This window comes from Streptomyces sp. NPDC050287 (genome assembly GCF_044459385.1).
Classification (GTDB): domain Bacteria; phylum Actinomycetota; class Actinomycetes; order Streptomycetales; family Streptomycetaceae; genus Streptomyces.
Genome location: NZ_JBITIY010000008.1, coordinates 254,235 through 278,703 on the forward strand (window position 1 = coordinate 254,235; position 24,469 = coordinate 278,703).

Sequence of the window (24,469 nt, forward strand, 5' to 3'; positions counted from 1 at the left end):
GTCTTGTCCGCGGGCCCCTCAGTACCGCGCCCGCGGTAGATCCGTACCACGGGCATGGGAGGACAGAGTGTCCGCGCCGGGCTGACGACCGGGAGATCCGCGCTCGGCAGTCTGGACCGCATGATTGAAGTCACCAACCTGACGAAGCGCTACGGCGACAAGACGGCCGTCGACTCGCTCACCTTCTCGGTCCGGCCTGGCATGGTCACCGGCTTCCTCGGACCCAACGGGGCGGGCAAGTCCACCACCATGCGCATGATCCTCGGCCTCGACCGGCCGACCGCCGGGACCGCGACCGTGAACGGCCGCCCCTACGCCGAACACCGGGCGCCACTGCACGAGATCGGCGCGTTGCTGGAGGCCAAGTCCATCCACCAGGGCCGGTCCGCGTTCAGCCACCTGCGGGCGATGGCCGCCACCACTGGCGTTCCGCGCCGACGCGTCGAGGAGGTGATCGACCTCGTCGGCCTGAGCGAGGTCGCCCACAAGCGGGCGGGCGGTTTTTCTCTCGGCATGGGCCAGCGCCTCGGTATCGCCTCGGCGCTGCTTGCCGACCCCCGGGTGGTCATGCTGGACGAGCCGGTCAACGGCCTCGACCCGGAGGGCATCCTCTGGATCCGCAACCTGCTGAAGGGGCTGGCCGAGGAGGGCCGGACCGTCTTCGTCTCCTCGCACCTGATGAGCGAGATGGCACTCACGGCCGAACACCTCATCGTCGTCGGCCGCGGGCGGTTGATCGCCGACGTGTCGGTGGCAGACTTCACCGCGCGGGCGGCCCGCACCACCGTACGCGTGCGCTCGCCGCAGGCCGCACAGATCCGGGAACAGCTGGCCGGGCCGGATGTCACGATCGCCAGCCTCGAACCCGGGGTCCTGGAGATCAGCGGACTGACGACCGATCAGATCGGCGATCACGCGGCGGAATCCGGCTTCACGCTGCACGAGCTGTTCCCCCAGCAGGCATCGCTGGAGGAGGCGTTCATGGAGATGACCCGGGACGCCGTCGAATACCACGCCACGACCACGACCGCTGACAGGGCCGGCACCGGGCCGGGCACCCGTGGTGACGAGCTCACCGAGGCCGGGAGGGCCGCCTGATGACTACCACCTCGGCACCAGACCTGACAGTGCGCCCCGAGCGCGACGAGCGTCCCGAACTGCGCGTCACCACGCGACGCGTGGTCACCTCCGAGTGGATCAAGTTCTGGTCGCTGCGGTCCACGGCCTACACCCTGCTCGGGGCCGTCGTGGCACTGGTCGCCTTCGCGCTGATCGCCGCCTCTGTCACCTCGGGCGGCGGCACCATGGAGGGCCTTGAGGGAACCACTGATCCGACCGGCATCAGCCTGGCCGGTACCGAGATGGCCCAGCTCGTCATCGGTACCCTCGGGGTCCTGCTCGCTGCAGGCGAGTACAGCACCGGCCTGATCCGCTCCACTCTCGCCGCGGTGCCCCGGCGGCTGCCGGTGCTCTGGGCCAAGACGGCGGTGCTCGCCGGGGTCGTCCTCACGGTCGGTGCGGTCGCAGTCTTCGGTGCCTTCTTCGCCGGGCAGGCCATCCTCGGCTCCGACGGCGCCTCCCTCACCGACCCCGGCGTCCTGCGCGCGGTCAGCGGCGCTGTCGTCTACCTCACCGGTATCGGACTGCTGGGCATGGCACTTGGCGCCCTGCTGCGCAACACCGCGGGCGCGGTGACCACCCTGTTCGCCTCGAACTGGCTACTGCCCGGCCTGATGAAGGTCGCCCTCCCGCACAGCTGGAACGACACGATCGGCCCGTATTTCCCCTCCAACGCTGGCTCCGCCTTCATGACTGTCTCCCCCGGCTCGGACCTGCTCTCCCCGGGGGCGGGCCTGGCCGTGTTCGTCGGTTTCCTGGCCGTGCTGCTGGGCATCGCCGCGCTGCAACTGAAGCGGCGGGACGCCTGAGAGAGTGCCCCATCCTGAAGGCCGGGGACGCGTCCGAGCTGACCCGGTGGGTGCTACAGGGAGCCGCCTTCGTCACCGAACCTTGGGAAGCAGTGGCGTCCGTCCGGTCGGTCGAGGGCGAGCCCCGTCCCGGCGGGGAATCCGCTGAGGAGGCTGTGCCGGTACTGGAGCGCTTTGAGCCGCCTGCGGACTCTGCTGCGCAATTGCGTGCGGGGCGACGGTTGGGCGCGGGGTGATCGTCCGTGCGGTCGTTGCCCTGTCGTGCGGCCGCGGGGGTGATGCGGTTGTCGATGAGGCCGAAGGGGCTGCCGAAGGTTCCGGCACAGACTGCGGCGGTGGCCCGGGCGGCGTTCCCGCAGGGGAGCCTGGCGATCCGGGTGCGGGACCGGCTCGCGGAGGTCTTCGCGGATGAGCCGTTCGCCGACGCGTTCGGGGTGCGCGGTGCCCCGGGACTGTCACCGGGAGTGTTGTCGCTGGTCACGGTGTTGCAGTTCGCCGAGGACCTGACCGACCGGCAGGCCGCGGCGATGGCGGTGCGGGCGATCGACTGGAAGTACGCGCTCGGGGCCGAGCTGACGGACACGGGCTTCGACGCGAGCGTGCTGAGCCGGTTCCGCACCCGGCTGGCCGGGCACGGCATGGAACGGGTGGTCTTCGACCGGCTCCTGGAACACTGCAAGGACGAGGGCCTGGTGACCGCCGGGGGCAAGCAGCGCACCGATTCCACCCATGTGATCAGCGCGGTGCGGGACTTGAACCGTCTGGAACTCGCCGGGGAGAGCGTGCGGGCAGCTCTGGAGGCACTCGCGGTCGCGGCACCGGCCTGGCTGGCCGGACAGGTCGATGTGGCCGAGTTCGCCCACCGTTACGGGCCGAGGGTGGACGGCTGGCGGATGCCGTCCTCGCAGACGAAACGCGACCGGCTCGCGCAGGTCTTCGGGCAGGATGCCCTGGCGTTGTGCCGGGCGGCGTGGGCCCCCGACGCCCCCGGCTGGATTCGTGAGGTGGAGTCTGTGCGGCTCCTGCGGAAGATCCTCGTGCAGACCTATTACCTGCACACCGACACCCGGGGACGGGAGGTGATCAAGAAGCGGGACGCCGACGACGAGGGTGTCCCGCCCGGCCAACTCCGCCTGGCCTCTCCCTACGACCCCGATGCCCGCTGGGCGGCCAAGGGCGAAGACCTGTTCTGGATGGGCTACAAGGTCCACCTCACCGAGACCTGCGAGACTCCCGCCGAAGCCGAAGCCGAAGCCGGGATCCCGGCGGCACCGAACCTGATCACGGACGTGTTCACCACCGACGCCACCGTGCCCGATGTGAAGGCGACCGCGCCTGTCCAACAACGGCACTGTCAACTTTGACGCACCGTCAGATGATCACAAAGGTGATTGGCAATCTTCACCTCTGATTCCGCAAATGAAGCGCCGAATCGGCCTGCCGGAGGGATGATCCGGCTGGGGTTTTCCTTCTTGATCATCTGACGTCCAGTCAAAGTTGACAGTGCCGCTGGAACAGCACGAGCTCGCCGCTCGGCGTCGAGTCGACGGACTGCGGGAGGAGGCCGACCGCATCCAGGCCGAGCTTGCCGCGGCCGAGCTGGAATGGCAGGAGTGGACGATCGCTCGCAGGCGGGTCGATACGGTGCTGGCTCCGGACGACGGTGCCCCCGCCGAGGCGGAGGTCACCGCGGGTCCGCGGGATGCACAGGTGCAGTCGGCGCTCCGGGACGCGGCGAAGCCGAAGGCGCAGGTGCCGATGTGGCGCCAGGGGCTGGCCTGGTCGGCGCTGTCGGTGGACTACCAGCGAATTCTCACGGCGCTCGCGGACCGGGCCCGGCTCCATCAAGGGCCGCTGACCTGCCAGGAGATGGCCGCCATGTTCGGCATGGATGTGGTGCCGGCGCGGGTGGAGGCGCTGCGGTCGAAAGCGAAACGCCTGGTGGCCCGCGGCTGGCTGGCCGAGCGGCAGCCGGGCCGGTTCACCCTCGCGGCAGGCGTGAGCGGGCCAGGCGACGGGTCATGAGCAAGGTCATCGACCAGTAGATCATCGCCTCCGCGCTGGTGGTCCGCCGCTCGAAGTCGCGCGCCAGGCGGCGGCTTCGCATCAGATGGGCGAACAGGCGCTCGACGATCCACCGCCTGGGCAGCACCACGAACCCCTTCTGGTCGTCGCTGCGTTTCACGATCGCCAGGACCAGCGCGAACGTGGCCAGGCAGTACTCGACGAGGCTGCCGGTGTAGCCGCCGTCGGCCCAGACCAGTTCCAGCCGGTGGTGCACGTCGGCGACCTGTCCGAGCAGCACCTGGGCGGCGGCGCGGTCGCCGGTGTCCGCTGCGGTGACCATCACGCCCAGCAGCAGGCCGAGGGTGTCGACCACGACGTGCCGCTTGCGGCCGTTGACCAGCTTGCCGCCGTCGAAGCCGCGGCTGTCCGCGCCGACGACGGCGTCCGCCTTGACCGACTGCGAGTCGATCACGCCGGCCGTCGGCTCCGCGTCCCGGCCCAGCCGCTCGCGGACCTGGCCGCGCAGCCGGTCATGGAACTCCTTGACCAGGGCGTTCTCGCGCCAGCGGCGGAAGAAGGCATACACCCGGTCCCACGGCGGGAAGTCGGCGGGCATCGCCCGCCACTTGACGCCGTTGTCCACGAGATAGCGGATCGCGTCCAGCACCGCGCGGTGGCAGTATCCCTCCGGCCGGCCGCCCCGCCCGCGCATCCAGCCCGGCGTCGGCAGCAGCGGCCGGACCTCAGCCCACTCCGCGTCCGTCATGTCCGTCGGGTACCGGCGCTGCCGTTCGGGCCGGTCGGCCGCGTTGCCGTACACGTGCGCGAGGCAATCACACGTTGGAGCGGCCGAGTTGGACTGCCCGGCCATCGACACGGAAGACTGCGGCACCGGGGCCTCCTGTTGCTCTATGGATTCGACACCCACGAGCTGTTCAGGAGGTCCCGTCTTCATGCCCCCGCCACGGCAGGATCACCCGACCGGGAACCCGCGTTCGACTGCCACCGCTCAAGATCGAAAAGACAACAGCCTCTTACGGCCGTCCTGCGGTAGGTGGCGGGGCTGGTCCCGAAGCGGGACTTGAACGCCCGGGAGAAGTGGGAAGCGTCCTTGAACCCGACGCGCAGCGCGATGCTGCTGATGCTCTGAGCGTCGGGTTCGGCCCCCGACAGCATCGCACGGGCGCGGTCGAGCCTCTGGGCGTAGAGCCATGCGCGCGGTGTGGTGTCGGCCTCGCGGAACAGCTCGTGCAGATGACGCAGTGAAAAGCCCAGGTCGTGGCTGGCGGCGAGCAGCGTCAGGTCGGGGTCGGGGAGCCGGTCGGCGAGGTAGGCCTTGGCCCGCCGAAGATCACGTCGATGAACGGCCGCACTCGCTTTCCCGGATACATCCGAGCCATGAGCGTCGCACGCGGTGGCCAGGAGATCGAGAAGGTTCCTCATGAACGATGCGGCGGTCGCCTCGCCAAGGCCATGACCTTGTTCGGCCAGGGCGCACAGGACGGGACTGACGAAGGCACCCATGCCGCGCGCGGTCCGGAACGGTACGGCGGTGACGTGCTCAGCGACGGCGCAGCGGGAGGTGAGCATCGCGCGCGGTATCTGCAGGACCACCGAGCGGAACGGGCGGTCGAAGCGGAACACGTAGGGGTGGGCGCTGTCCACGAGGGCGAAGTCGCCGGGACCCACCTCAGCGGCGCGGTCGCCTTGCCGGAGCCTGGCCGACCCCTCGGTGAGCAGCGTCAGGAAGAAGTCCTCACCGGCCGCTCTCCTGACCAGGTCAGGCGTACGAGCGGCCTCATGCGGATCCGCCCGCATGGTGCTGACCAGCAGCCCGCCCGTCACCCGGGCGACAGCGGAAGCGGCGAAGCCGTGCTTCGCTGAGACGGGGACCGCGCCGGGCAGCGCGGCCGCGCGCATGGCGACGAACGCCGTACGGGTCACCTCACTCCAGTAGTCCCACTGGTCAAGGCCCAGGCCGAGCGTGGTGAAACGCCGCTCGGCGTCCGCACCGGCGTCGTCGCTGCGCTGTGGTGCCGGAAACGGCGCGCTCCCAGTCATGTCACGGATTCCCAGGTTTCCTTAGCGTTACCGCACGGCTCAGAGGATGCCACGCACTGAGTGGAACGAAAAGGGCCGGTCAGAGAGGAATGACCCATGCTCACCACTATCTTCTCGGAGCAGCGAGGCGGGCTTCGTTTCGATGTGTTCGCGGGTTCCGAAGCGGCTCTGTCGCCGAACTGCGTCCTCGTCAGCGGCGAGCACGACGCGATCCTGATCGACGTGCAGTTCGTCATCGACGAGGCACGCGAACTCGCCGACCGCGTCCGCGACAGCGGCAAGCAGCTCAAAGCGGCCTTCATCACGCACGCCCACCCGGACCACTACGGCGGCATGGGTGAGATCGCCTCCGCCTTCCCCAACGCACCGATCCTGGCCCGGCAGGGCGTCATCGACGGGATCCTGGAGTGGCCGGCCAAGCGCCTGCACTGGCAGGAAGCCTACGGCGACCAGATCCCGGACGAGATGCCGGTGCCGGAGCCGCTGACCGGGGACAGCTTCTCCCTGGAGGGGCACGCAGTGGTCTTCGTGGACCTCCCGGTGGCCGAGACGGTGCACGCGACCGCCTTTCACGTGCCCGACGCGCAAGCCGTGATCGCCGGGGACCTGCTCAACCACCACTCGCACTGCTACATGGCGGACACCAACAACCCCGCGTCATGGCTCACCGCCCTGGATCAGGTCCAGGCACTGGGAGAACACGGGATCGTGGTCCCGGGCCATGGCCCGGTGGGCGGGGAAGAGGTGATCGACGACACCCGGGCCTGGCTGGAGGACTACCAGGAGGTGGCCAAGCCACGGGTACCCGTCGCCGACATCGCCCGCGAAATGAGCCGCCGACACCCCGACCGGGCGTTGCCCATGCTGCTCTGGCTCACCCGCGGGCCCTCGTTCGGGCTTGTCGGACCCAAGGAACTGGGAGTTCCGCCGGAGGTGTTCGGAGGCTGAGCCGGAAGGTACCCACCTTGCAGCCTCTTGCGACACGGCTGCGCAACTTGCCGACGTCCTCGACGTGCTGCCCGATCCGGGCCGTCTACAGGGCCGCCGTTACCTCGGCCCGGTCCTGGCACTGTGCACGATCGCCGTACTCGCCGGCGCCACCGACCCTCGCTGCCATCGCAAGGCATGCCGCCTACCTGCCCGATGAGGTCCGTCACCGCCTGGGGCTGCGGGCCGCACTGCGGGCGACCACGTTCGGCCGACTCCTGGCACGTCTGGACGGCGACGCGGTGGACGCGGCGGTGGGTGCGTGGCTTGCAGGACACTGCAGCCGCCCCGACCAGGATGAAGGACTGTGCGCGATCGCCGTCGACGGCAAGAGCCTGCGCGGATCGCGCACTGCGGCGACGAGGGCGGTGCATTTGCTGGCAGCCGTCACCCACGGCGAAGGCGCGACGCTGATCCAGCGGCAGGGTCGCCGGGAAGAAGGGTGAGGTCAGCGAGTTCAAGCCTCTTCTCGCTCCGCTCGACCTGGTCGGCCGCACCCTCACGTTCGACGCCCTGCACACCCAGCACGCTCACGCGCAGTTCCTCGTCGAGGAGAAGAAGGCCGACTACATCGCGATCGTGAAGGACAACCATCCCAAGCTGCACGACTTCCTTAAGCCGCTGCCCTGGAACCAGGTCCCCCTCGGCCACGCCACCCGGGAGAAGGGGCACGGCCGTGATGAGATCCGCCGCCTCAAAGCCGTCCAGGTCCCGCGCCGGCTGCGCCTCCCGCACGCCGCCCAGGCGATCGAGGTCACCCGCCGCCGACGCGACCTGCACAGCGGGAAGATCCAGATCGAGCACGTCTATGCCGTCACCAGCCACGACGCGTTCTCCGCGACCGACGCTCAGCTCACCCGAGCGGTGCGCGAGCACTGGCACGTCGAAGCCAGAACGCGGCGTCCGCGCGGAACAGGACCATCCCGGCCACGACAGCCAGCGCCATCACCCCGGCGCTGCCGGGCACCGTCAGCAGCTGAGCGAGGACCTGGTGCGTCGCCGATTTGAGCAACCTCGGCACGTTACTTGTGCTGGTCAGGCTGCGTCGGCGGATGCTATTGGCCTGTGTGCGGTGAGTCGAGGAGCCATTCGGCGACGGTGAGGGCTGCGCGTAGCTTGTCGGTCGGGGCGTCCCCGGAGTGGCCGCACAGGGTGAACGCCTGCTGTACACGGTAGGTCACCGTGTTGCGTGAGATCTGCTCCATGGCAGCCACCTTTGCCAGGCTGTGGTTGGTGTCGAGGTAGCGACGCAGCGTGCTGCGCAGTTCGGCCATGCGCGGGTCGTCGGTACTGAGGGGGCCGAGGTGACGGGCGGCGAACTGGTGCGCGGCTTCCCGATCCTCCAGCAGAAGGACGTCCAGGTCGACGTCCTGATGGGCCAGGGAGGCGCGCTGCCGATCAGATCCGCGGCGGAGCAGTCGCTCCACCGCGCGTGCCTCGCGGTGACTGCGCCGAAACCCCTCGACCCCCGACCCGACCTGTCCGACGACGACCTTGGCGTCGTCGAACTCGGGCAGCACCGCACCTGGCGTGAGATGTGCCTTCGACTCGAAGGCACCCCACGCCCACAACGTGTTGGATCCCACCGGTACTACCAGCGAAGCCTCTGGTGTGCCCCAGCAGCGCAGCACCGGGTCGATGGCTTCGCGAAGACCGTGTGCGGTGCCCTCGCTCGGTGACATGCGCCAGGCGATGACCGCCAGATGTGTTCCGGTCAACGGGTAGTCGAGAAGTCGTTCGGCCGCGGTGTGATCGACCGGAGTTCCCTCGATCACCTTCCTGACCAGCTCGAGCTGTGCTGCGGACCGGCTGGCGCTCCAAGCGCTCTGCTCGTCGAGAAACACCGCCGACATGGCGGTGATGAACTCATCGATCAGTGGGAACAGTTGCAAGGTCACTCGCCGCAGCTCGCCGTCGTCGTGGTGCGGGGGTGACGCGGCGGAGATGGCGTCGAAGAACGCTGTCGTGAGCACCGCGTGGCCGAAGCGAATCGAGCGGGTGAACTCATGCAGCTTCAGACCGCGGCGTGCCATGTCTCGCGTGGCCTCCTCGGCCTCGGCGCTCACCACCGAAGCTTCTGGCTCCGCGCAGCCGGAGACGATTGCCAGTACGCGCAAGGTGGTCGACATCGTCGCCCGGCGCAGGGCATCTACGATCGACCTGCTTCCGCCGAGGAGGAGCAGTTCCTGGCCCGCCTTCTCGATGACACGCTCGCCGACCTCGGCTGCCCACAGCACCGCGCCCGGGCCCCATGCCTTCCGGATTCGCTCGGCATCGGGTCCGAGCCATTCCAGGTCATGCCCTTCGGCGCGTGTGGCCGAAAGCTTCCCGAGCCACTGCATGGGCGTCTCTCTTCCTCTCTCCGCCTGGGGAATCCGCCGACACGGCAGTCCAGCATTGCACCTTTGGTGCGGGAGCCAGTCATCGCCTGGAGGCCTGTGCTTCCAGCCAGTAGTGACCAACGTAACACCGTGGTTAATTGCTGGTGGCAACGGCCCTTTGCCCCTCACGGCGGCCAGGCCGAGCCCCTTCATGCGGATCGGATGGCCGGCGTGTCAGGGCGTCGGGAAATCACCGCGACTGGCGTACCTGGGACACCAGCGACGAACGAGACGAGGTGTTCATGTGATCACAGAGAACAGCGAGCGGGTCGACGACGCCACGACCGGCTCTGCCAGTGGAGAGCTGACCTACCAGAGTGGCCTCGGCAACGAGCTCGAGACCGAGGCGATTCCGGGGACGCTGCCGGTGGGCCAGAACAGCCCACAGAGGGTGCCTCACGGGCTGGTCAGCGAGCTGGTCTCCGGCACCACGTTCACCGCGCCCCGCGCGCACAACCGTCGCTCCTATGTCTTCCGCATCCGTCCGTCGGTCGTCCACGGCCGGTTCGAGCAGATCGACGGCGGCAACCTGCGCACGCCACCGTTCGACGCGCCGCCATCGCCCAACAACTACTGCTGGGGGCCGTTCACGAGCACGGCCTCCGACGATGACTTCATCGATGGTATGGCCACGCTGTGCGGCAACGGTTCACCGCACTCGCAGTCGGGCATGGCCGTGCACGTCTACGCGGCGACGAGATCGATGCACGACCGGGTGTTCGCCGACACCGACGGTGAGATGCTGATCATCCCGCAGACAGGTCGGATCCGGATCTTCACCGAGATGGGAAAGCTCGATCTGCGGCTCGGCGAGGTCGCGGTCATCCCCAAGGGCTTGAAGTTCCGGGTCGACCTCCTCGACGATTCCGCGACCGGCCTGGTCTGTGAGAACTTCGGGCTGCCGCTGCGGCTTCCCGAGCTCGGGTTGATCGGTACGAACGGACTGGCCAACGTCGCCGACTTCGAGATCCCGGTGGCGGCGTTCGAGGATCAAGAACGTCCCGTGCAACTTGTCCACAAGTTCGCCGGGAACCTCTGGGCAGCCTCGTTGGAACACTCACCGCTCGACGTGGTCGGATGGCGGGGCAGCCTCTACCCCTTCAAGTACGACCTGGACCGCTTCGTTCCGATGGGGCCACTGTCGGTCGACCATCCCGATCCCTCGATCTTCACGTTCCTGACATCGCCTTCCGACCCGATTCTCGGCCCCAACATGGACGTGATGGCCTTGACGCCGCGATGGCTGGTGGCGGAGAGGAGCTTCCGGCCGCCCGGTTACCACCGTAACTGCGTCGGGGAGTTCAGCATCTTCCTCGCGGGGGAGTTCGGGAAGGCCCTGGAGCCCGGCAGCACGACGCTGACCAACAACTGGACGCCGCACGGTCCTGGCACTCGGACGCTGGAGATGGCACGCGCGATGGAGTTGTCTCCGCAGAAGGTGGAGGACCAGAAGATCCTGCTGCTGGAATCCCGGTTCCCGATGCAGCTGACGCAGTTCGCCGACGTCATGCCGCAGGTCTCCAACTACGCCGCCCAGTGGGAGGGCTTCACCAAGCGGCTCGGGACGCAGGAAGGAATCCAGATCCGGTGACCGGCCCAGAGCACACCGACATCGCTACCGAGTTTGTGACCATCAGTCACACCGAGGTCAGCGACGTGAAGGAGATCTACGGATACTCCGAGCCCCATCGAGTCGTCCTCGACGGTGTCCGATTCGTCCCGCAGGGGAGACCGTCGGCGACGCTGGTGATCTTCATGCATCCCACGGGCACGGTCAGGCGCCTGCCCGTGCCCCGGGCCATGGCAGCGGCGGGCATGCACGTCTTGTGCGCAGAGAGCCGCTACACCCGCAACGACACCGCGCTGGTGATGGAGAAGGTGCTGGCCGACTACGGCGCCTTCGTACGCCACGCCCGCGAGGTGTGGCGCTATCGGACGGTGGTGCTGGCCGGCTGGTCCGGGGGCGGCTCGTTGACCGCGCTCTATCAGTCGCAGGCCGAAAAGCCCTCGATCGTCGACACGCCTGCCGGTGATCCGGTGGACCTGAGCGACCTGATGCCCGGTGACGGATTCATCTTCCACGCGGCGCATCTGGGGCGCGCCGAGATGCTCCGGGACTTCATCGATCCTTCGGTCCTGGACGAGGCGAACCCGGACATCCGGGAGGTCGAACTCGACCTCTACGATCCGCGCAACCCCAACAAGCCGCCGTACTCGCCGGACTACGTGGAGCACTTCCGCTCCCAGCAGGCAGCACGCATCCGCCGTCGCACCACCTACGTCAAGGAACTGCTGGAGCATCTGCGCCGCGCAGGCGGCAGCGAGACCGAGCGCGTGATCCTCACCCACCGCACTCTGGCCGACCCACGGTTCCTCGACGCCACCATCGATCCGAACGATCGAGAGATCGGGATGTCCTTCATGGGGGTTCCCGAGCTGGCCAACACCAGTCCTGCTGGGATCGCGCGCAGCTCGACGCTGCGCGGCTGGCTGTCGCAGTGGTCGGCGGAGGACAGCCGCGCCCGCGCGGACATCGCGGCCCGGAACATCCGGGTCCCGGTGCTTGCCATCGAGAACACCGCCGACAACGCCGTGCCACAGCCGCACACGCAGCGGTTCTTCGACGCCTGCGCCAGCGCAGACAAGACCATGCGTGTGGTCAAGGGAGCCAATCACTACTACGCCGGCCAGGACGACATCCTGCGAGACGTGGTCCGCCTGATCGCCGGTTGGCTCCAGGAACGGGACCTGTTGGAGTGCTGAGCAGTCTCGCCCAGACCAGCCTCCACTCCTCCTCCCCTCGGCGCGAAGCGAAGCCGTCCCGGCATCGTGCCGCGACGTCGACGACCCAGCCCCGAAACCCAGCGAGAGAGACGAGAAGACCGCATGGAACTCAAGACCGGCACGGATAGCGAACTCAAGACTGAGCTCATCCAACGGGCAGAATCACTGACCGAGCTCGTGGCAAGCGAGGCAGCGGACACCGAGCGGCGCGGTTTCATGTCGCCGAGCGTCCTCGAGGCCTTCTGCGAGGCCGGCTTCATGAAGATCCTTGTGCCCCGGCGCTACGGAGGCTATGAGCTCGACGTCGACACCATGGCTCGGGTGGTGCGCACCATCGCACCAAGCTGCACCTCGACCGCATGGGTGCTCGCCTTCTATATCGGGCACAACTGGCTGCATGCGCTCTTCCCGGAACGGTCACAGGAGGAGGTGTTCGCAGAGCGGTCCTACGCGTTGACCCCCGGCACCTTCGCCCCCTCCTTCACCCTGACGCCGACGCGGGGCGGCTACCTGGCCAGTGGCCGCAGTTCGTGGAACTCCGGGAGCGCGGGTGCGGACTGGTTCATGAACGGTGGCCTGGTCCAGGTGGACGGTGAGGCGCCGAGCTTGCGCTTCTTCCTGGTGCCCAGGGCCGAGGTGACGCTCATCGAGACCTGGGAGGTCGCGGGGCTGCGGGGCACCTCGAGCAACGACGTGGCGATGGAGGATGTGTTCATCCCCGAACACCACACGGTCGAGGCCGTCGACGTCCTGAACGGCACCACGCCGGGTGCGGCGCTGCACGGCAATTCCCTCTACGCCCTTCCGGTGATGCCGTTCATCGTGGGCGAGATCCTTCCCGTGGCGGTGGGGACCTACCAGGCCGCCGCCACGGAGTTCAAACGCGTGACCAAGAGCCGCTTTCTCAGCGACACCGGCGCTCGCGCTGACAGCAAGCAGAGCACCCGCATCACTCTCGGGAAAGCCGAGGCCGGCGCGGCGCTCGCCGCCTCGATGTTGGACAGCTACCTCAAGGCGCTGGGCGGGACCGAGATGGAGGTGCTCCGCGACCCGGCGACCCGTGGGCGACTGAAGGCTCAGGGAGCGATGATCACCGACTTCTGCGGCGCCGGCATCAACCAGCTGGTCGCCGCGGCCGGGGCCAACGCCTACCGCAACAGCTCTCCCCTGCAGCGCCACTTCCGAGACATCAACATGATGCGGGCCCACGCCACGCTGGACGTGGAACGAGCATCGGAAACCTACGGAGAGGTCCTGCTCGGCCTACCGCCTCAGGCTCCTATCTAGCAGCTGTTCACCCCGACCACCACGCTGGAGGAACACATGACCGTACAGGAACGACAGGTCGTCTTCGACCTGCTCCGATCGATCCCCGCCCCGGGTTCGATGTCGATCCCCGAGCTGCGCGCGATGTTCGACCAGGCCAGTGCCACGACCAAGCCTCCGGAGGAGGTGGTCCTCGAGGAGGTGACGATCGGCGCTCTGCGGGCCGAATGGTCCTCCACGCCTCACGCCGATCCCACCAGTACTCTGCTCTACCTCCATGGTGGCGGCTACACCTTCGGATCGGTTGCCTCCCACCGCGGCCTGGTGACCAACCTCGGATCTCTTGCCGGCGTCCGGACGCTGGCGCTCGACTATCGGCTCGCCCCCGAGCACAAGTTCCCCAGCCCGGTCGAAGACGCTGTCGCCGGATACCGCCACCTGCTCGACCAAGGCTTTGCACCGCAACGGATCGCGGTCGGCGGCGACTCCGCCGGCGGCGGGCTGGCCATCGCGCTCATGATCACTCTGCGCGACGCCGGCCTTCCGGTGCCCGGCGCAGCACTCTGCATCGCCCCCTGGGTCGACATGATGCTGGAGGGCGACTCGATGCTGACCAAAGCGGAGCTGGATCCCCTCGTGAGCCGCCATGAGCTGACGCGGATGATGGGCGGGTACATCGCCGAGAAAGACCGGACCGATCCGAGGGCGTCGCCTCTCCTGGGCGACCTAGCCGGACTGCCGCCGGTGATGATCCAGGTCAGCTCGCACGAGGTCCTGCTCGACGACGCTCACCGCATCGCTGGTCGCCTGGCTGCCGCCGACGTTGCCGTACGGCTCCAGGTCTGGCCGCGGATGCCGCATGTGTGGCACCTCTACGCCGACATGCTCAGTGAGGGCCGGGACGCGCTCGAGCAGGCCGCCGGCTTCCTGCGCGAGCGGATCCGGTGAGCGATGAACACCCATCCTCTCGAGGGTCACCCCGCGACCAGCGGCGACGACTTCCCGCTCAACGTCACCACGCTGTTCCGCCATATGGTGCGCACACACCCTGAACAGCAGATCGTGTATCGGACAGCCGACGGGGCCTGGGGCCGGTACACCTTCCGTGAGTACGGCGTACGCGCCTCGAGAGCTGCCTCGGTGCTGGCCGGCCTCGGGATCAGGCCCGGCGATGTGGTCGGCGTTCTGGACTGGAACAGCAAACGGCACTTCGAGCTCTACTGGGCCATCCCGGCGACCGGTGCGGTCCTGTTGCAGATTAATCTTCGGCTCGCACCGAAGGACCTGGCCTACGTCACCGCTCACAGCGGCGCATCAGTCGTGCTGGTCGAGGAGTCCCTCCTGCCGGTCGCCGAATCGATCGCCGAGATGACCCCGGGTGTGCGTCGCTGGGTGGTGATGACCGATCGGCCCTCGAACCAGGTGGAGACCACCCTGCCTGACGTCGTCTTCTTCGAAGATCTCATGCGCAACGTGGGGCAGACCGGGCAGTGGCCCATGATGTCGGAGCGGTCTGCCTACACCGCCTGCTACACCACCGGCACGACGGGCCGGCCCAAAGGCGTCTACTACTCCCATCGCTCGGTCTACCTGCACGCGATGACGCTGGCGGCGTTGCTGGAGATGAGCAACCGCGACTGCGTCATGCTGGTCGCCCCCATGTTCCACGCGCTGAGTTGGGGTCTACCGCAGGCAGCGGTCTATGCGGGAGCCAAGGTAGTCCTGCCCGGCCGCTACACAGCCGCCGACACGTCCGTGCTTCTGGACGCGATCCTCACCGAGGACGCCACGGTCATCAACGGGGCGCCCGCGATCTATCAGCCGATACTCGATCAGATCCGCACCCGCGAGACCCCGGCTGACCTCAGGAACGTGCGGATGCTGTGCGGCGCGGCCGAGCCGCCGCTGTCGTTGATGCAGGGCATGTACGAGCAGACCGGTGCCGAGATCATCCACGGCTATGGTGCCACGGAGACCACGGCTCTCATCGCCTTGAACCGCATGAAGCCGGCTCTGGAGGAGTCACTGACCGAGGCGGAGAAGTGGGATCTCAAGCGGTGTCAGGGACTTCCGCTGCCGGGAATGGAGATCCGCATCGTCGACGACCAAGGCCGCGATTTGCCGCACGACGGACACGCCATCGGCGAGATCCTCGTGAAGGGTCCGGGCGTGGCCACGAGCTACTTCAAGCCCGAGGGCACCAACACCTCCTTCACCGACGGGTACTGGCGAACCGGCGACGTCGGCAAGATCCTGCCCACCGGCTATCTGAAGCTCACCGATCGTCTGAAGGACGTGATCAAGAGTGGAGGTGAGTGGATCTCCTCAATCGATATGGAGAACGCGCTCACCGCCCATCCGAATGTGCTGGAGGCTGCCGTGGTCGGAGTCGCCGACGACCGCTGGCAGGAGCGTCCGGTGGCCCTGGTCGTGCTGGCGCCGGGAACCTCGGCCGGCCGGGAGGAGATCCTCACCACCCTCGACGGGCTCTTCGCCCCATGGCAGATGCCTGATCAAATCCACATCGTCGAGTCAATCCCCCGCACCAGCGTTGGAAAGATCGACAAGCGCGCCATCCGCGACGACCTCACAACTCGCGCAGGCCGGCAGCCCCCAGAACTCATACGCTGAACCTGCCGGCCGCCGGAGGAGGCTCTGTCACGGACCGGCTCCGCGACATGCTGGTCGAGCACACAGGCTCATCCTCGTTGAGAACATCGAGGCGAACACCGCGTTCTACAACTCGCGCGGCATGCCGTCGCCGCAACGCGAGTGGGATGTCCGCAGGCGGGAGCGCCAGTACACCCTGCTGGTGCGCGACGTCTGTGCCGAGGGCGTCACGAGGGGGAGTTCCGCGACGTCGATCCGTTCGTGGCGTCGTCCACGCTGCTGGGCGCCTCGGTCTGGTCCCACCGGTGCTTCGCCCGTGAGAGGGGTCCGCGGGAAGCCGTGAGGGAGACCATCGCGGGTCTGCTGATGGCCCGGTTCGCAGCGTTTCACAGTCAAGGTAAGGAGTAGGGAGCAGTTATGCGTGAAGCAGTCATCGTCGAGGCCCTGCGGACACCGATCGGCAAGGGGAAGCCGGGGGGCGCGCTTTCCGGCTGGCACCCCGCCGACCTCCTGGGCCAGGTGCTCTCGGGTCTGGTCGACAAGACCGGCATCGATCCGGCGGTCGTGGATGACGTGATCACCGGGTGCGTGTCACAGGCCGGCCAGCAGGCGTTCAACGTGGGCCGCCATGGCGTGCTCGCCGCCGGGTTCCCGGAGTCGGTGCCGGCGACGTCAGTCGACCGCCAGTGCGGGTCGTCGCAGCAGGCTCTCCACTTCGCCGCCCAGGGGATCGTGGCCGGCGCCTACGAGGTGGCCATCGCGGCAGGCGTGGAGGTGATGTCGCGTGTGCCGATGTTCTCCTCCACGATGGGACAGGACGCGGCCGGACCCAGGGTTACCGAGCGCTATCGCGAGCGAGGGGGGCTGCTCAACCAGGGCATCTCGGCGGAGTTGATCGCGGCCAAGTGGGGCCTGAGCCGAGCCGACCTCGACTGGTTCTCCGCCGAGTCCCATCGGCGTGCCGCGGCGGCGACCGACGAGGGCCGGTTCGCTCGCGAGATCCTGCCGATCCCCGTCGACCGTGGCGAGGGCGAGACCGGGGAGATCATGACCACCGACGAGGGCATCCGGCCGGACTCCAGCCCCGAGACCCTCGGTGCGCTGAAGCCCGCCTTCTACAGCGACGAACTCGCCGCCGCGCACCCTGAGATCCAGTGGATGGTCACTGCCGGAGGCTCGTCGCAGATCTCCGACGGCGCGGCGGCCGTCCTGCTCATGGAGCGGGCCAAGGCGGAGTCCCTCGGCCTGATGCCGCGGGCCGTCGTCCGCGAGTTCGCCGTGGTGGGCGACGATCCGATCTTCATGCTGACCGGAGTCATCCCGGCAACCGAGAAGGTTCTCCGCCGCGCAGGTCTCTCGGTCGTGGACATCGACGCGTTCGAGGTCAACGAGGCGTTCGCGCCGGTGGTGCTGTCGTGGCAGCGGGAGACCGGAGCCGACCTGAGAAAGGTCAACGTCCACGGCGGAGCGATCGCCAACGGGCATCCGCTCGGCGCCTCCGGCGTGAAGCTGACGGCCACGCTGCTCAATGTGCTGGAGCAGACCGGTGGGCGCTACGGCCTGCAGACGATATGCGAGGGTGGCGGCATGGCCAACGCCACCATCATCGAGAGGCTCGGCTGACCATGGCGGAAGTCAACCCGATCGTGGCCCACTCGCTCTTCGACGTGGCGGGTCGCCACGTCCTCGTCACCGGAGGCAGCAAGGGCATCGGTGAGATGATCTCGCGAGGCTTCCACGCCGCGGGCGCTGTCGTGTACGTCTCCGCCCGGGACCCCGCCGCCTGCGAGGCGCTCGCGGACGAGCTGGGCGACCGGGCCCATGCGCTGCCCGCGGACGTGTCCACACAGGAGGGTTGCCGCCGGCTCGCGGCCTCCGTGGGCGCTCTCACGCCACGGCTCGACGTGCTGGTCAACAACGCGGGAGTGAGCTGGGGCGCCGACATCGAGGAGTATCCGGACGAGGCCTGGGACAAGGTCCTGGCGCTGAACCTGAAGGCGCCCTTCCAGTTGACCGTGGCCTGCCTCGCCCTCCTCCGGGCGGCCGCCACCGCGGAGGGGCCGGCGCGGGTCGTCAACGTGGGCTCGGTCGACGGGATGCACGTGCCGCGGTGGGAGTCCTATGCCTATTCGAGCTCGAAGGCGGGCCTGCACCAGCTCACCCGCCACCTCGCGAAGCGGCTGGCCTCAGACCACATCACCGTCAACGCCCTGGCCCCGGGTCTGGTCCGCACCAAGCTGACCCGGTTCGCCTTCGACGCCTCTGAGGACGAGCTCGTCGCGGAGGTCCCGCTGGGCCGTATCGGCTCCGCGGACGACATGGCGGGCGCCGCCGTCTTCCTGGCATCGCCGGCCGCGTCGTGGATCACTGGCGCGGTGCTGCCCGTGGACGGCGGCTGGTCGACCCTGCGGTAGCCGCTACGCGGACCAGTCCGTGAGCACCTCGGCTACCGGTACCGTCCCGGCCGGCGGCGACGACGGCGGTCCACTCGGCGTACGTGAGAACCGGGGTGCGGGAGCGGCCTGTACGACGCCGCCGACCTCGACGTAGGTCTGCCGGGCGACGAGATGGGGATGCTTTGCCGCCTCGCCGTACGCCAGGACGGGGGTCACGCAGGCGTCGAGCCCGGAGAACGACGCCACCCACTCATCACGGGTCTGCGACGCGAACCGCTCGGCGAACAGCTCTCGCATACTGTTCCAGCTCTGCCGGTCGTGCTGTTCGCCCACCGTCTCGGGCGCCAGTCCCAGCCCTTCGACCAGTGCCCCGAAGAACTGCGGCTCGAGCGCTCCCACCGCGACGTGACGGCCGTCGGCGCAGGCATACGTCCGGTAGAACGGAGCCGAGCCGTCGAGGATGTTGGTGCCGCGCCGGTCGCTCCACCCGCCCATCGCGCGCAGCGCGAGCAGCATCTGACTCAGCAGCACTGCTCCGTCGACCATCGCCGCGTCGACCACCTGCCCGCGTCCGGAGTGCGAGCGCTCGAAGAGGGCGGCGAGGATGCCCACCAGCACCAGCATCGACCCGCCGCCGTAGTCGCCCACGAGGTTCAGAGGCAGGGCAGGCGGGGCTCCGGGGTCTCCCATCGCGTGCAGTGCGCCCGACAGGCCGACGTAGTTGATGTCGTGCCCGACCGCAGTCGCCAGCGGGCCGTGCTGGCCCCAGCCCGTGACGCGGGCGTAGACCAGCCGGGAGTTGCGCTTCAGGCAGGCTTGCGGTCCGATGCAGAGCCGTTCGGCCACTCCCGGGCGCATGCCCTCAAGGAGGACGTCGGCCCGGCCGACCAGGTCCAGCACCATCTCCAGGTCCTCCGCCGACTTCAGGTCAGCCGCCACGACACGTCGTCCGCGCAGGCCCATGTCGACGTGGTCGGCGTCAGCGAGCTGGAGCTGCCGGCCGCGTGGCCCTTCCACGCGTACGACGTCAGCCCCCAGGTCGGCGAGGACCAGCGCCGCGTGCGGGGCCGGTCCGATGCCGGCCAGCTCGATCACACGAAGGCCTGTCAGCGGTCCCGATCGCGGGTCGCTCGTCATGCCTGTTCCGCAGCGTCGGTGAACGGCGCCATCCGGCGACGGGCGTGCGTGAAGCGGCCTCCTTCGGCCGCGAGGCGTTCGAGAGCGACGCCGGGCGGGAAGGCCGACGTCCCGAGCGCGCGGCATCGCTTGACGATCGCCGCGGCTCCCTGCTCGTCCGCCCAGTGGAACGGGCCCCCGAGCGAGCGGGGGAAGCCGATGCCGAGAACGGCAGCGAGGTCGCCGTCGTCGGGATGACACAGGGTGCCGTCATCCCAGCACAGGAAGGACTCGGTGGCAAAGGCGAGCAACAGCCGCTCTGCCGCGGTGTCCCGTGCCACCTCCGAGGGCGGGACGCCGAGGATCGCGATCACCTCGTCGTTCGGGCCTTTGCGCTTGCCGTCCTCGTAGACGTAGAAGCCCTTGCCGAACCGGCGGCCACGCACCCCACCGGCGACGAGCTTCCCGAGCGCTTCGCGCAGAGCAGGTACGTCGAGGCGGTCGGTCATGACGTTCGCGGCGACCTGACCGATGGACGCCTGTACGACGAGCTCGAGCGTCGCCTCGTCGTGGGCCCGGAGCGGTCCCACGGGGAAGCCGGCGGACTGCGCCGCCGCGTCGATCTCCTCGGCAGGAAGGCCGTCGAGGAGCAGGCGGATCCCCTCCATCAGCCAACGCGCGTACACCCGTGAGGTGAAGAAGCCCGGTGCGTCCCCCACCACTACCGGTACCTTGCCGAGCTGCCTTCCGAGGGCCGCGGCGCGCAGGGCCGTCTCCGGAGCGGTGTCGCGGTGAGCGATCAGCTCGACCAGCGGCATCCGCTCGACCGGGCTGAAGAAGTGCATGCCGATGAACCGGTCGGGATGGCTGACTGCGGAGGCCAGCCGCGTGATCGAGATGGCCGACGTGTTGGTGGCGACGAGCGCCGAGTCAGGGACGTGGTCGCTGACGTCCGCTAGAACGCGCTGCTTGAGATCCGGGTCCTCGAAGACCGCCTCGACGACCGCTCCGGCATCGGAGAAGCCCTCCCAATCCACGGTCGCAGTCCATCGGTCGCGGACCTCGTCGTCGTTCCGGCCGCTGCGGGCGAGCACCGCGTCGAGGTAGGCCCGAGCCCGGTCGAGGGAGTCCTCGCTGACGTCGTGTACCACCGCGGACAGCCCCCGGGTCACCGCGGTGGCGGCGATGCCGGCGCCCATCTGACCGCCCCCGACGACCGCGACGCCGCCGACGCGCTCTTCGGCGGTGCGGGCGCGGCGCTTGGCGTCGGCCTCGACCAGGAACATGTGGATCGCCGCTCGGGAGTACGGGCTGCGGGCCAGCTCGAGGAAGCCACGCCGCTCCTGGGCCAGCCCTTCCTCGATCCCGTCCGCGATGCCGGCTGCCAGCACGTCGAGGATCTTGGCGGCCGCGGAGGTCAGGCCCGCCCGGCTGTCCGCGAGCGCGTCGCGCTGGGCGTCCAGGACGCTCGCGGCGCCCGGGAGGAGGGCGACTCCGGCCAGGGCCCCCACCCGTCCCAGGGCGACGCTGACCGCCGTGGCGATCAGGTCGGAGCCCGTGGCCACCTGCTGGACCAGACCGAGGTCGGCGGCCTGGCGCGCGTCGACAGACCGCCCGGTGGTGAGGAGATCGGCAGCGGCGTCAAGGCGTACGAACCGCCGCAGCAACTGGGTGCCGCCCCCGCCGGGCAGCAGGCCCAAGGTCACCTCCGGCAGTCCCAGCCGGGCGTTCTCGGCGGCGACGATCGCGCTGGTCGCGAGGGCCAGCTCCAGGGCTCCGCCGAGGGCGCTGCCAGCGACGGCGGCCACGACGGGCTTGGGCGAACCGGCCAGCTCCAGCATGAGCCGATGGACCTTCGCCAGGAACTCCTCGGCGTCAGGCCGCGCGACCAGCGTCGGCAACCAGGCCACGTCGGCACCGGCTCCGAAGGCCGCCTTCGCCGAACCGAGCACGATCGCGTCGACGGACGCGTCGGCGAGGATCCGGTCGACGTGTGTCCGCAGATCGTCGAGCAGGCGCTCGTCGACGATGTTCATCGTCCTGCGGGGGTAGTCCATCAGCAGGACCGCGACCCGGTCGCGGTCGTTTCGGACGATGGTCGCCTGTTCGGTTGTCACGTCACGGCCCTCCTGTTCGATGCGGTGCTGTGAAGGTCACAGGCCTAGCGAACGACCGATGATCTCCTTCATCACCTCGGTCGTGCCGGCGTAGATGGTCTGGATGCGGCTGTCGATCCAGGCGCGGGCGATCGGGTACTCCGCCATGTAGCCGTAGCCACCGTGCAGTTGCACCCCGCGATCCACGACCCGCTGGCAGAGCTCCGTGGTCCACCACTTGCCCTGCGCGGCCTCGACGGCGGTGAGTTCGCCGCGCACGTGCGAGAGCAGCAACCGGTCGACGTACGTCTGCGCGATCTCGACTTCGGTCTTCATCTCGGCGAGCAGGAACCTGTTGTGCTGGAAGGACCCGATCGGCTGGCCGAACGCGTGGCGGCCCTTGGCGTACTCCACACAGATCTCGAACGCGCGCCGGGCCTGGGCCGTGGCCTGCACGGTGACCGCCAGCCTCTCCTGGGCCAGGTGCTTCATCATCACGTAGAAGCCCCGGCCCTCCTCGCCCAGCAGGTTCGCCACCGGCACGCGGAGGTCATCGAAGAACAGCTCCGCCGTGTCAGCTGCGTGCTGTCCCACCTTCGCCAGCTTCGACCCGCGGGAGAAGCCGGCGGCGCCGGTCTCGATGACCAGCAGGGAGATGCCCTTGCGGCCGGCCGACAGGTCGGTCTTGACCGCGGTGACGATCAGGTCGGCGTTGAGCGCGTTGGTGACGAACGTCTTCGAGCCGTTGACGACGTAGTGGTCGCCCTGCCTGGCCGCGGTAGTGGCGATGCCCGCCACGTCGGATCCGGCGCCGGGCTCGCTCATCGCCAGAGCGAGGATGGCCTCCCCCGAGACGGCTGCGGGAAGCCAGCGCGCCGCCTGCTCCGGTGTGCAGTTGTGCAGCAGGTAGGGGAGCGCGATATCGGCCTGGAGCGACAGCCCCAGGCCCGCTGACAGCACGTCCGCCGTGGCAAGTTCTTCGGACAGGATGGCGTTGTAGCGGAAGTCGTCCACGCCGCCCCCGCCGTACTCCTCCGGCGCCGCCACCCCAAGGATGCCGACCGCTCCCGCTGCCCGGAACAGTCCACGGCCCACCCGCCCTGTCCGCTCCCAGTCCTCCCGGTGCGGCACAACGTGCTCCGTCACGAACCGGCGGACGCTCTCCCGGAAGGCCTCATGCTCTGCCTCGAACCCCAGACGTTCCACGCTCACCTTCCTTTACTGAGTGACTGGGTCGACCCTTGTGACTCGGCGGAGGCGACTTCTTCGCCCGGCTGCGGGGATCGGGATCGACGAGATGTTCTGTCCCACTCAGCAGGAGAGCCGGTCTTCCGCTCATCACGGCCGAACTCTTCGGCGGCGGTGGTGGGTCCTCCAGGTGGGGGGTTGATCAGGTGATAGCGGCCCTGGAAGAACGCCAGCGGTGCAGCGGCAGGATTCGCCTCCAGGCCAAGGACTTCGGCTGCGACGATCGTGTGGTCGCCGCCGTCGTATTCGGCCCAGAGTCGGCACTCGGCCCAGGCAACAGCGCCCTGGAGGAGCGGTGCACCCACCAGCCCGACCTTCCAGGCGACGCCGGCGAACTTGTCCGCACCGGAACGCGCGAACCCGTCACTGAGCGCATCCTGATGGGCCGCGAGCACATTGATCGCGAAGGTTCCCACGGAGCGGATCCTCGGCCACGTCGTCGACGTGCGGGCCGGACTGAACGACACCAGCGGCGGATCCAGCGACAGGGAGCTGAAGGACTGACAGGTGAATCCGACGGGTCCGCCATCGTCGATGGATGTGATGACGGTGACCCCGGAGCAGAAGTGGCCGAGTACGACGCGCATGTGGTCGGGGGTCACGTGTGGTGCACGTATCATCGGACCCGCCTCGTGAAGAGCACGTCATGCGCGAGTGGGAGCTTCTGGTTCATCTTCATCCCTCGGATCTCCCTCACGATGGGTGCGGCAATAACGCGGCCACGGTCGAGCCGCGCCACGCATCCGGGACCTGCTGTGCTGGCGGCCACTTCGCTGCGGTTGGCGGCTCAACAGCCGCAGACAGCAGTTCCGATACCTCCGACGTGCCCGCTGCCTGGGCTGACGCCGTCGGCACCATCTAAGGCAAGCAGCCGTTGCCGCCGCTACTGGCTGTGCGTACATACAGTCCGGGATGGACTGGCTCACAGGCCAGATCGGTGTCGGCCGGCTCAGCGTCTCCGCAGCGCCGGGTCGTCGAGGATCTCGCGTCGGATGCCCTCGAGCAGCGGTCGGACACGGCGGGGGATCCTCTGGCGCAGTACCGTTTCACTGCGCGTGCGCTCGACGCCGGGGACAGCGAGGATTCGCTGGATTACCTCTTCGAGGTTCTCCGGACCTCGGGCCACAACCACGCAGAGCATGTCGCTGTCGCCGGCGGTGGAATCCGCCTCCAGGACCTCCGGGATGGTCTTCAGATGCTCGGTCACCTCATCGAGCACCCCTTGGGCCAGGCCGAGTCGGACGTATGCCTTGGTGGTGTGTCCGAGGGCGACTGGATCAATGGTCGGCGCCCAGGCGCCGATGATCCCGAGGCGGCTGAGCTTGTCCAGCCGCGCTTGGACGGTGCCCCGCGCCACCTGGAGCTGGCGACCGTACTCGCGCACTCCGGCACGAGGCTCGTCCAGAGCCAGCAGGAGGATCCTCAGGTCCAGCAGGTCAACTTCGTTCGCCACGCTCTTCCCCTCTTCGCCCAGGCTGAGCCAACGGCTCAGCCACCACCCGAATCTCCCGCGAATCTTTTGCCATTGGCCCCAAATGCTTGCACTTGCTTGCCAACACGCGCGGCTGGGCGGCCAACTAGGGAGCTAT

Annotated in this window: 21 protein-coding genes and 1 pseudogene; 13 read left to right on the plus strand and 9 right to left on the minus strand. The window is 68.6% G+C overall.

Features of this window, described 5'->3' with window-relative positions; translation table 11 throughout:
* Positions 1–120: 120 nt before the first annotated feature.
* The 4 genes from ACIBK3_RS29265 to ACIBK3_RS29280 all read left to right on the plus strand — a co-directional run bounded on the left by ACIBK3_RS29265 (position 121) and on the right by ACIBK3_RS29280 (position 3,953).
* Entirely contained in the window at positions 121–1,098 is a 978-nt protein-coding gene (locus ACIBK3_RS29265) for an ABC transporter ATP-binding protein (RefSeq protein WP_165341700.1), read from the plus strand.
* The gene (locus ACIBK3_RS29270; protein ID WP_165341699.1) at positions 1,098–1,928 is read left to right on the plus strand and encodes an ABC transporter permease; all 831 of its coding nucleotides are present in this window, start codon (positions 1,098–1,100) and stop codon (positions 1,926–1,928) included. Before ACIBK3_RS29265 ends, ACIBK3_RS29270 begins: the two co-directional genes overlap by 1 nt.
* A gap of 335 nt (positions 1,929–2,263) precedes the next feature.
* Positions 2,264–3,292: a transposase gene (locus tag ACIBK3_RS29275; RefSeq protein ID WP_399370397.1), complete on the plus strand. Its 1,029-nt coding sequence runs from the start codon at positions 2,264–2,266 to the stop codon at positions 3,290–3,292.
* Between the two features lie 133 nt (positions 3,293–3,425).
* Positions 3,426–3,953 (plus strand): hypothetical protein, encoded by a 528-nt coding sequence (locus ACIBK3_RS29280; RefSeq protein ID WP_399370398.1) that lies wholly within the window; start codon positions 3,426–3,428, stop codon positions 3,951–3,953.
* Here the strand turns inward: ACIBK3_RS29280 and ACIBK3_RS29285 are convergent.
* Positions 3,910–4,827 (minus strand): IS5 family transposase, encoded by a 918-nt coding sequence (locus ACIBK3_RS29285; protein ID WP_399370399.1) that lies wholly within the window; start codon positions 4,825–4,827, stop codon positions 3,910–3,912. The two genes, ACIBK3_RS29280 and ACIBK3_RS29285, sit on opposite strands and share 44 nt — an antisense overlap.
* A gap of 59 nt (positions 4,828–4,886) precedes the next feature.
* Positions 4,887–5,996, minus strand: a complete 1,110-nt coding sequence (locus ACIBK3_RS29290) for a helix-turn-helix domain-containing protein (RefSeq protein WP_399370400.1) — start codon at positions 5,994–5,996, stop codon at positions 4,887–4,889.
* Between the two features lie 96 nt (positions 5,997–6,092).
* Between ACIBK3_RS29290 and ACIBK3_RS29295 the strand changes: the two genes are divergently transcribed.
* Both ACIBK3_RS29295 and ACIBK3_RS29300 read left to right on the plus strand, forming a co-directional pair.
* Positions 6,093–6,944 carry an MBL fold metallo-hydrolase gene (locus ACIBK3_RS29295; protein WP_399370401.1) on the plus strand — a complete coding sequence of 284 codons (852 nt, stop codon included), beginning with the start codon at positions 6,093–6,095 and terminating at the stop codon, positions 6,942–6,944.
* Positions 6,945–7,466: 522 nt separating this feature from the next.
* Positions 7,467–7,817, plus strand: a pseudogene (locus ACIBK3_RS29300) (ISAs1 family transposase); the annotation flags it as partial.
* 19 nt (positions 7,818–7,836) lie between these two features.
* On the opposite strand, the gene ACIBK3_RS29305 reads toward ACIBK3_RS29300, so the two are convergent.
* Complete coding sequence (locus ACIBK3_RS29305) at positions 7,837–7,995, minus strand: hypothetical protein (protein WP_399370402.1); 159 nt, start codon at positions 7,993–7,995, stop codon at positions 7,837–7,839.
* Between the two features lie 43 nt (positions 7,996–8,038).
* Complete coding sequence (locus ACIBK3_RS29310) at positions 8,039–9,325, minus strand: PucR family transcriptional regulator (RefSeq protein ID WP_399370403.1); 1,287 nt, start codon at positions 9,323–9,325, stop codon at positions 8,039–8,041.
* Positions 9,326–9,437: 112 nt separating this feature from the next.
* On the opposite strand from ACIBK3_RS29310, the gene ACIBK3_RS29315 reads away from it, so the two are divergent.
* From ACIBK3_RS29315 to ACIBK3_RS29345, 7 genes are all read left to right on the plus strand, one after another.
* Positions 9,438–10,955: a homogentisate 1,2-dioxygenase gene (locus tag ACIBK3_RS29315; protein ID WP_399370404.1), complete on the plus strand. Its 1,518-nt coding sequence runs from the start codon at positions 9,438–9,440 to the stop codon at positions 10,953–10,955.
* Positions 10,952–12,127: a hypothetical protein gene (locus ACIBK3_RS29320; RefSeq protein WP_399370405.1), complete on the plus strand. Its 1,176-nt coding sequence runs from the start codon at positions 10,952–10,954 to the stop codon at positions 12,125–12,127. Before ACIBK3_RS29315 ends, ACIBK3_RS29320 begins: the two co-directional genes overlap by 4 nt.
* A gap of 123 nt (positions 12,128–12,250) precedes the next feature.
* Entirely contained in the window at positions 12,251–13,435 is a 1,185-nt protein-coding gene (locus ACIBK3_RS29325; RefSeq protein WP_399370406.1) for an acyl-CoA dehydrogenase family protein, read from the plus strand.
* A gap of 36 nt (positions 13,436–13,471) precedes the next feature.
* Entirely contained in the window at positions 13,472–14,362 is an 891-nt protein-coding gene (locus ACIBK3_RS29330) for an alpha/beta hydrolase (protein ID WP_399370407.1), read from the plus strand.
* Positions 14,363–14,365: 3 nt separating this feature from the next.
* On the plus strand, positions 14,366–16,045 hold the full coding sequence (locus tag ACIBK3_RS29335) for a long-chain-fatty-acid--CoA ligase (protein ID WP_399370408.1): 1,680 nt from the start codon (positions 14,366–14,368) through the stop codon (positions 16,043–16,045).
* A gap of 396 nt (positions 16,046–16,441) precedes the next feature.
* A complete protein-coding gene (locus tag ACIBK3_RS29340) occupies positions 16,442–17,647 on the plus strand; it encodes a thiolase family protein (protein ID WP_399370409.1) in 1,206 nt (401 codons plus the stop codon).
* Positions 17,648–17,649: 2 nt separating this feature from the next.
* On the plus strand, positions 17,650–18,438 hold the full coding sequence (locus ACIBK3_RS29345) for an SDR family oxidoreductase (RefSeq protein WP_399370410.1): 789 nt from the start codon (positions 17,650–17,652) through the stop codon (positions 18,436–18,438).
* A gap of 3 nt (positions 18,439–18,441) precedes the next feature.
* Here ACIBK3_RS29345 and ACIBK3_RS29350 read toward each other — a convergent pair whose 3' ends face one another.
* The 5 genes from ACIBK3_RS29350 to ACIBK3_RS29370 form a co-directional block, all read right to left on the minus strand.
* On the minus strand, positions 18,442–19,557 hold the full coding sequence (locus ACIBK3_RS29350) for a CaiB/BaiF CoA transferase family protein (protein WP_399370411.1): 1,116 nt from the start codon (positions 19,555–19,557) through the stop codon (positions 18,442–18,444).
* Positions 19,554–21,653, minus strand: a complete 2,100-nt coding sequence (locus tag ACIBK3_RS29355; RefSeq protein WP_399370412.1) for a 3-hydroxyacyl-CoA dehydrogenase NAD-binding domain-containing protein — start codon at positions 21,651–21,653, stop codon at positions 19,554–19,556. Before ACIBK3_RS29355 ends, ACIBK3_RS29350 begins: the two co-directional genes overlap by 4 nt.
* A 36-nt stretch (positions 21,654–21,689) precedes the next feature.
* Complete coding sequence (locus ACIBK3_RS29360) at positions 21,690–22,838, minus strand: acyl-CoA dehydrogenase family protein (protein WP_399370413.1); 1,149 nt, start codon at positions 22,836–22,838, stop codon at positions 21,690–21,692.
* 2 nt (positions 22,839–22,840) lie between these two features.
* Positions 22,841–23,467, minus strand: a complete 627-nt coding sequence (locus ACIBK3_RS29365; RefSeq protein ID WP_399370414.1) for a flavin reductase family protein — start codon at positions 23,465–23,467, stop codon at positions 22,841–22,843.
* Between the two features lie 362 nt (positions 23,468–23,829).
* Positions 23,830–24,333, minus strand: coding sequence for an Lrp/AsnC family transcriptional regulator (locus tag ACIBK3_RS29370; RefSeq protein WP_399370415.1), 504 nt, complete (start codon positions 24,331–24,333; stop codon positions 23,830–23,832).
* Positions 24,334–24,469: the final 136 nt, after the last annotated feature.

What these genes read in the sequence shown, in the direction of transcription:
- ACIBK3_RS29350 (WP_399370411.1), bottom strand. Translation starts at nt 19,557, where the DNA reads ATGACGAGCGACCCGCGATCGGGACCGCTGACAGGCCTTCGTGTGATC.
- ACIBK3_RS29265 (WP_165341700.1), top strand. Translation starts at nt 121, where the DNA reads ATGATTGAAGTCACCAACCTGACGAAGCGCTACGGCGACAAGACGGCC.
- ACIBK3_RS29365 (WP_399370414.1), bottom strand. Translation starts at nt 23,467, where the DNA reads ATGCGCGTCGTACTCGGCCACTTCTGCTCCGGGGTCACCGTCATCACA.
- ACIBK3_RS29325 (WP_399370406.1), top strand. Translation starts at nt 12,251, where the DNA reads ATGGAACTCAAGACCGGCACGGATAGCGAACTCAAGACTGAGCTCATC.
- ACIBK3_RS29310 (WP_399370403.1), bottom strand. Translation starts at nt 9,325, where the DNA reads ATGCAGTGGCTCGGGAAGCTTTCGGCCACACGCGCCGAAGGGCATGAC.
- ACIBK3_RS29345 (WP_399370410.1), top strand. Translation starts at nt 17,650, where the DNA reads ATGGCGGAAGTCAACCCGATCGTGGCCCACTCGCTCTTCGACGTGGCG.
- ACIBK3_RS29340 (WP_399370409.1), top strand. Translation starts at nt 16,442, where the DNA reads ATGCGTGAAGCAGTCATCGTCGAGGCCCTGCGGACACCGATCGGCAAG.
- ACIBK3_RS29330 (WP_399370407.1), top strand. Translation starts at nt 13,472, where the DNA reads ATGACCGTACAGGAACGACAGGTCGTCTTCGACCTGCTCCGATCGATC.
- ACIBK3_RS29335 (WP_399370408.1), top strand. Translation starts at nt 14,366, where the DNA reads ATGAACACCCATCCTCTCGAGGGTCACCCCGCGACCAGCGGCGACGAC.
- ACIBK3_RS29295 (WP_399370401.1), top strand. Translation starts at nt 6,093, where the DNA reads ATGCTCACCACTATCTTCTCGGAGCAGCGAGGCGGGCTTCGTTTCGAT.
- ACIBK3_RS29290 (WP_399370400.1), bottom strand. Translation starts at nt 5,996, where the DNA reads ATGACTGGGAGCGCGCCGTTTCCGGCACCACAGCGCAGCGACGACGCC.
- ACIBK3_RS29270 (WP_165341699.1), top strand. Translation starts at nt 1,098, where the DNA reads ATGACTACCACCTCGGCACCAGACCTGACAGTGCGCCCCGAGCGCGAC.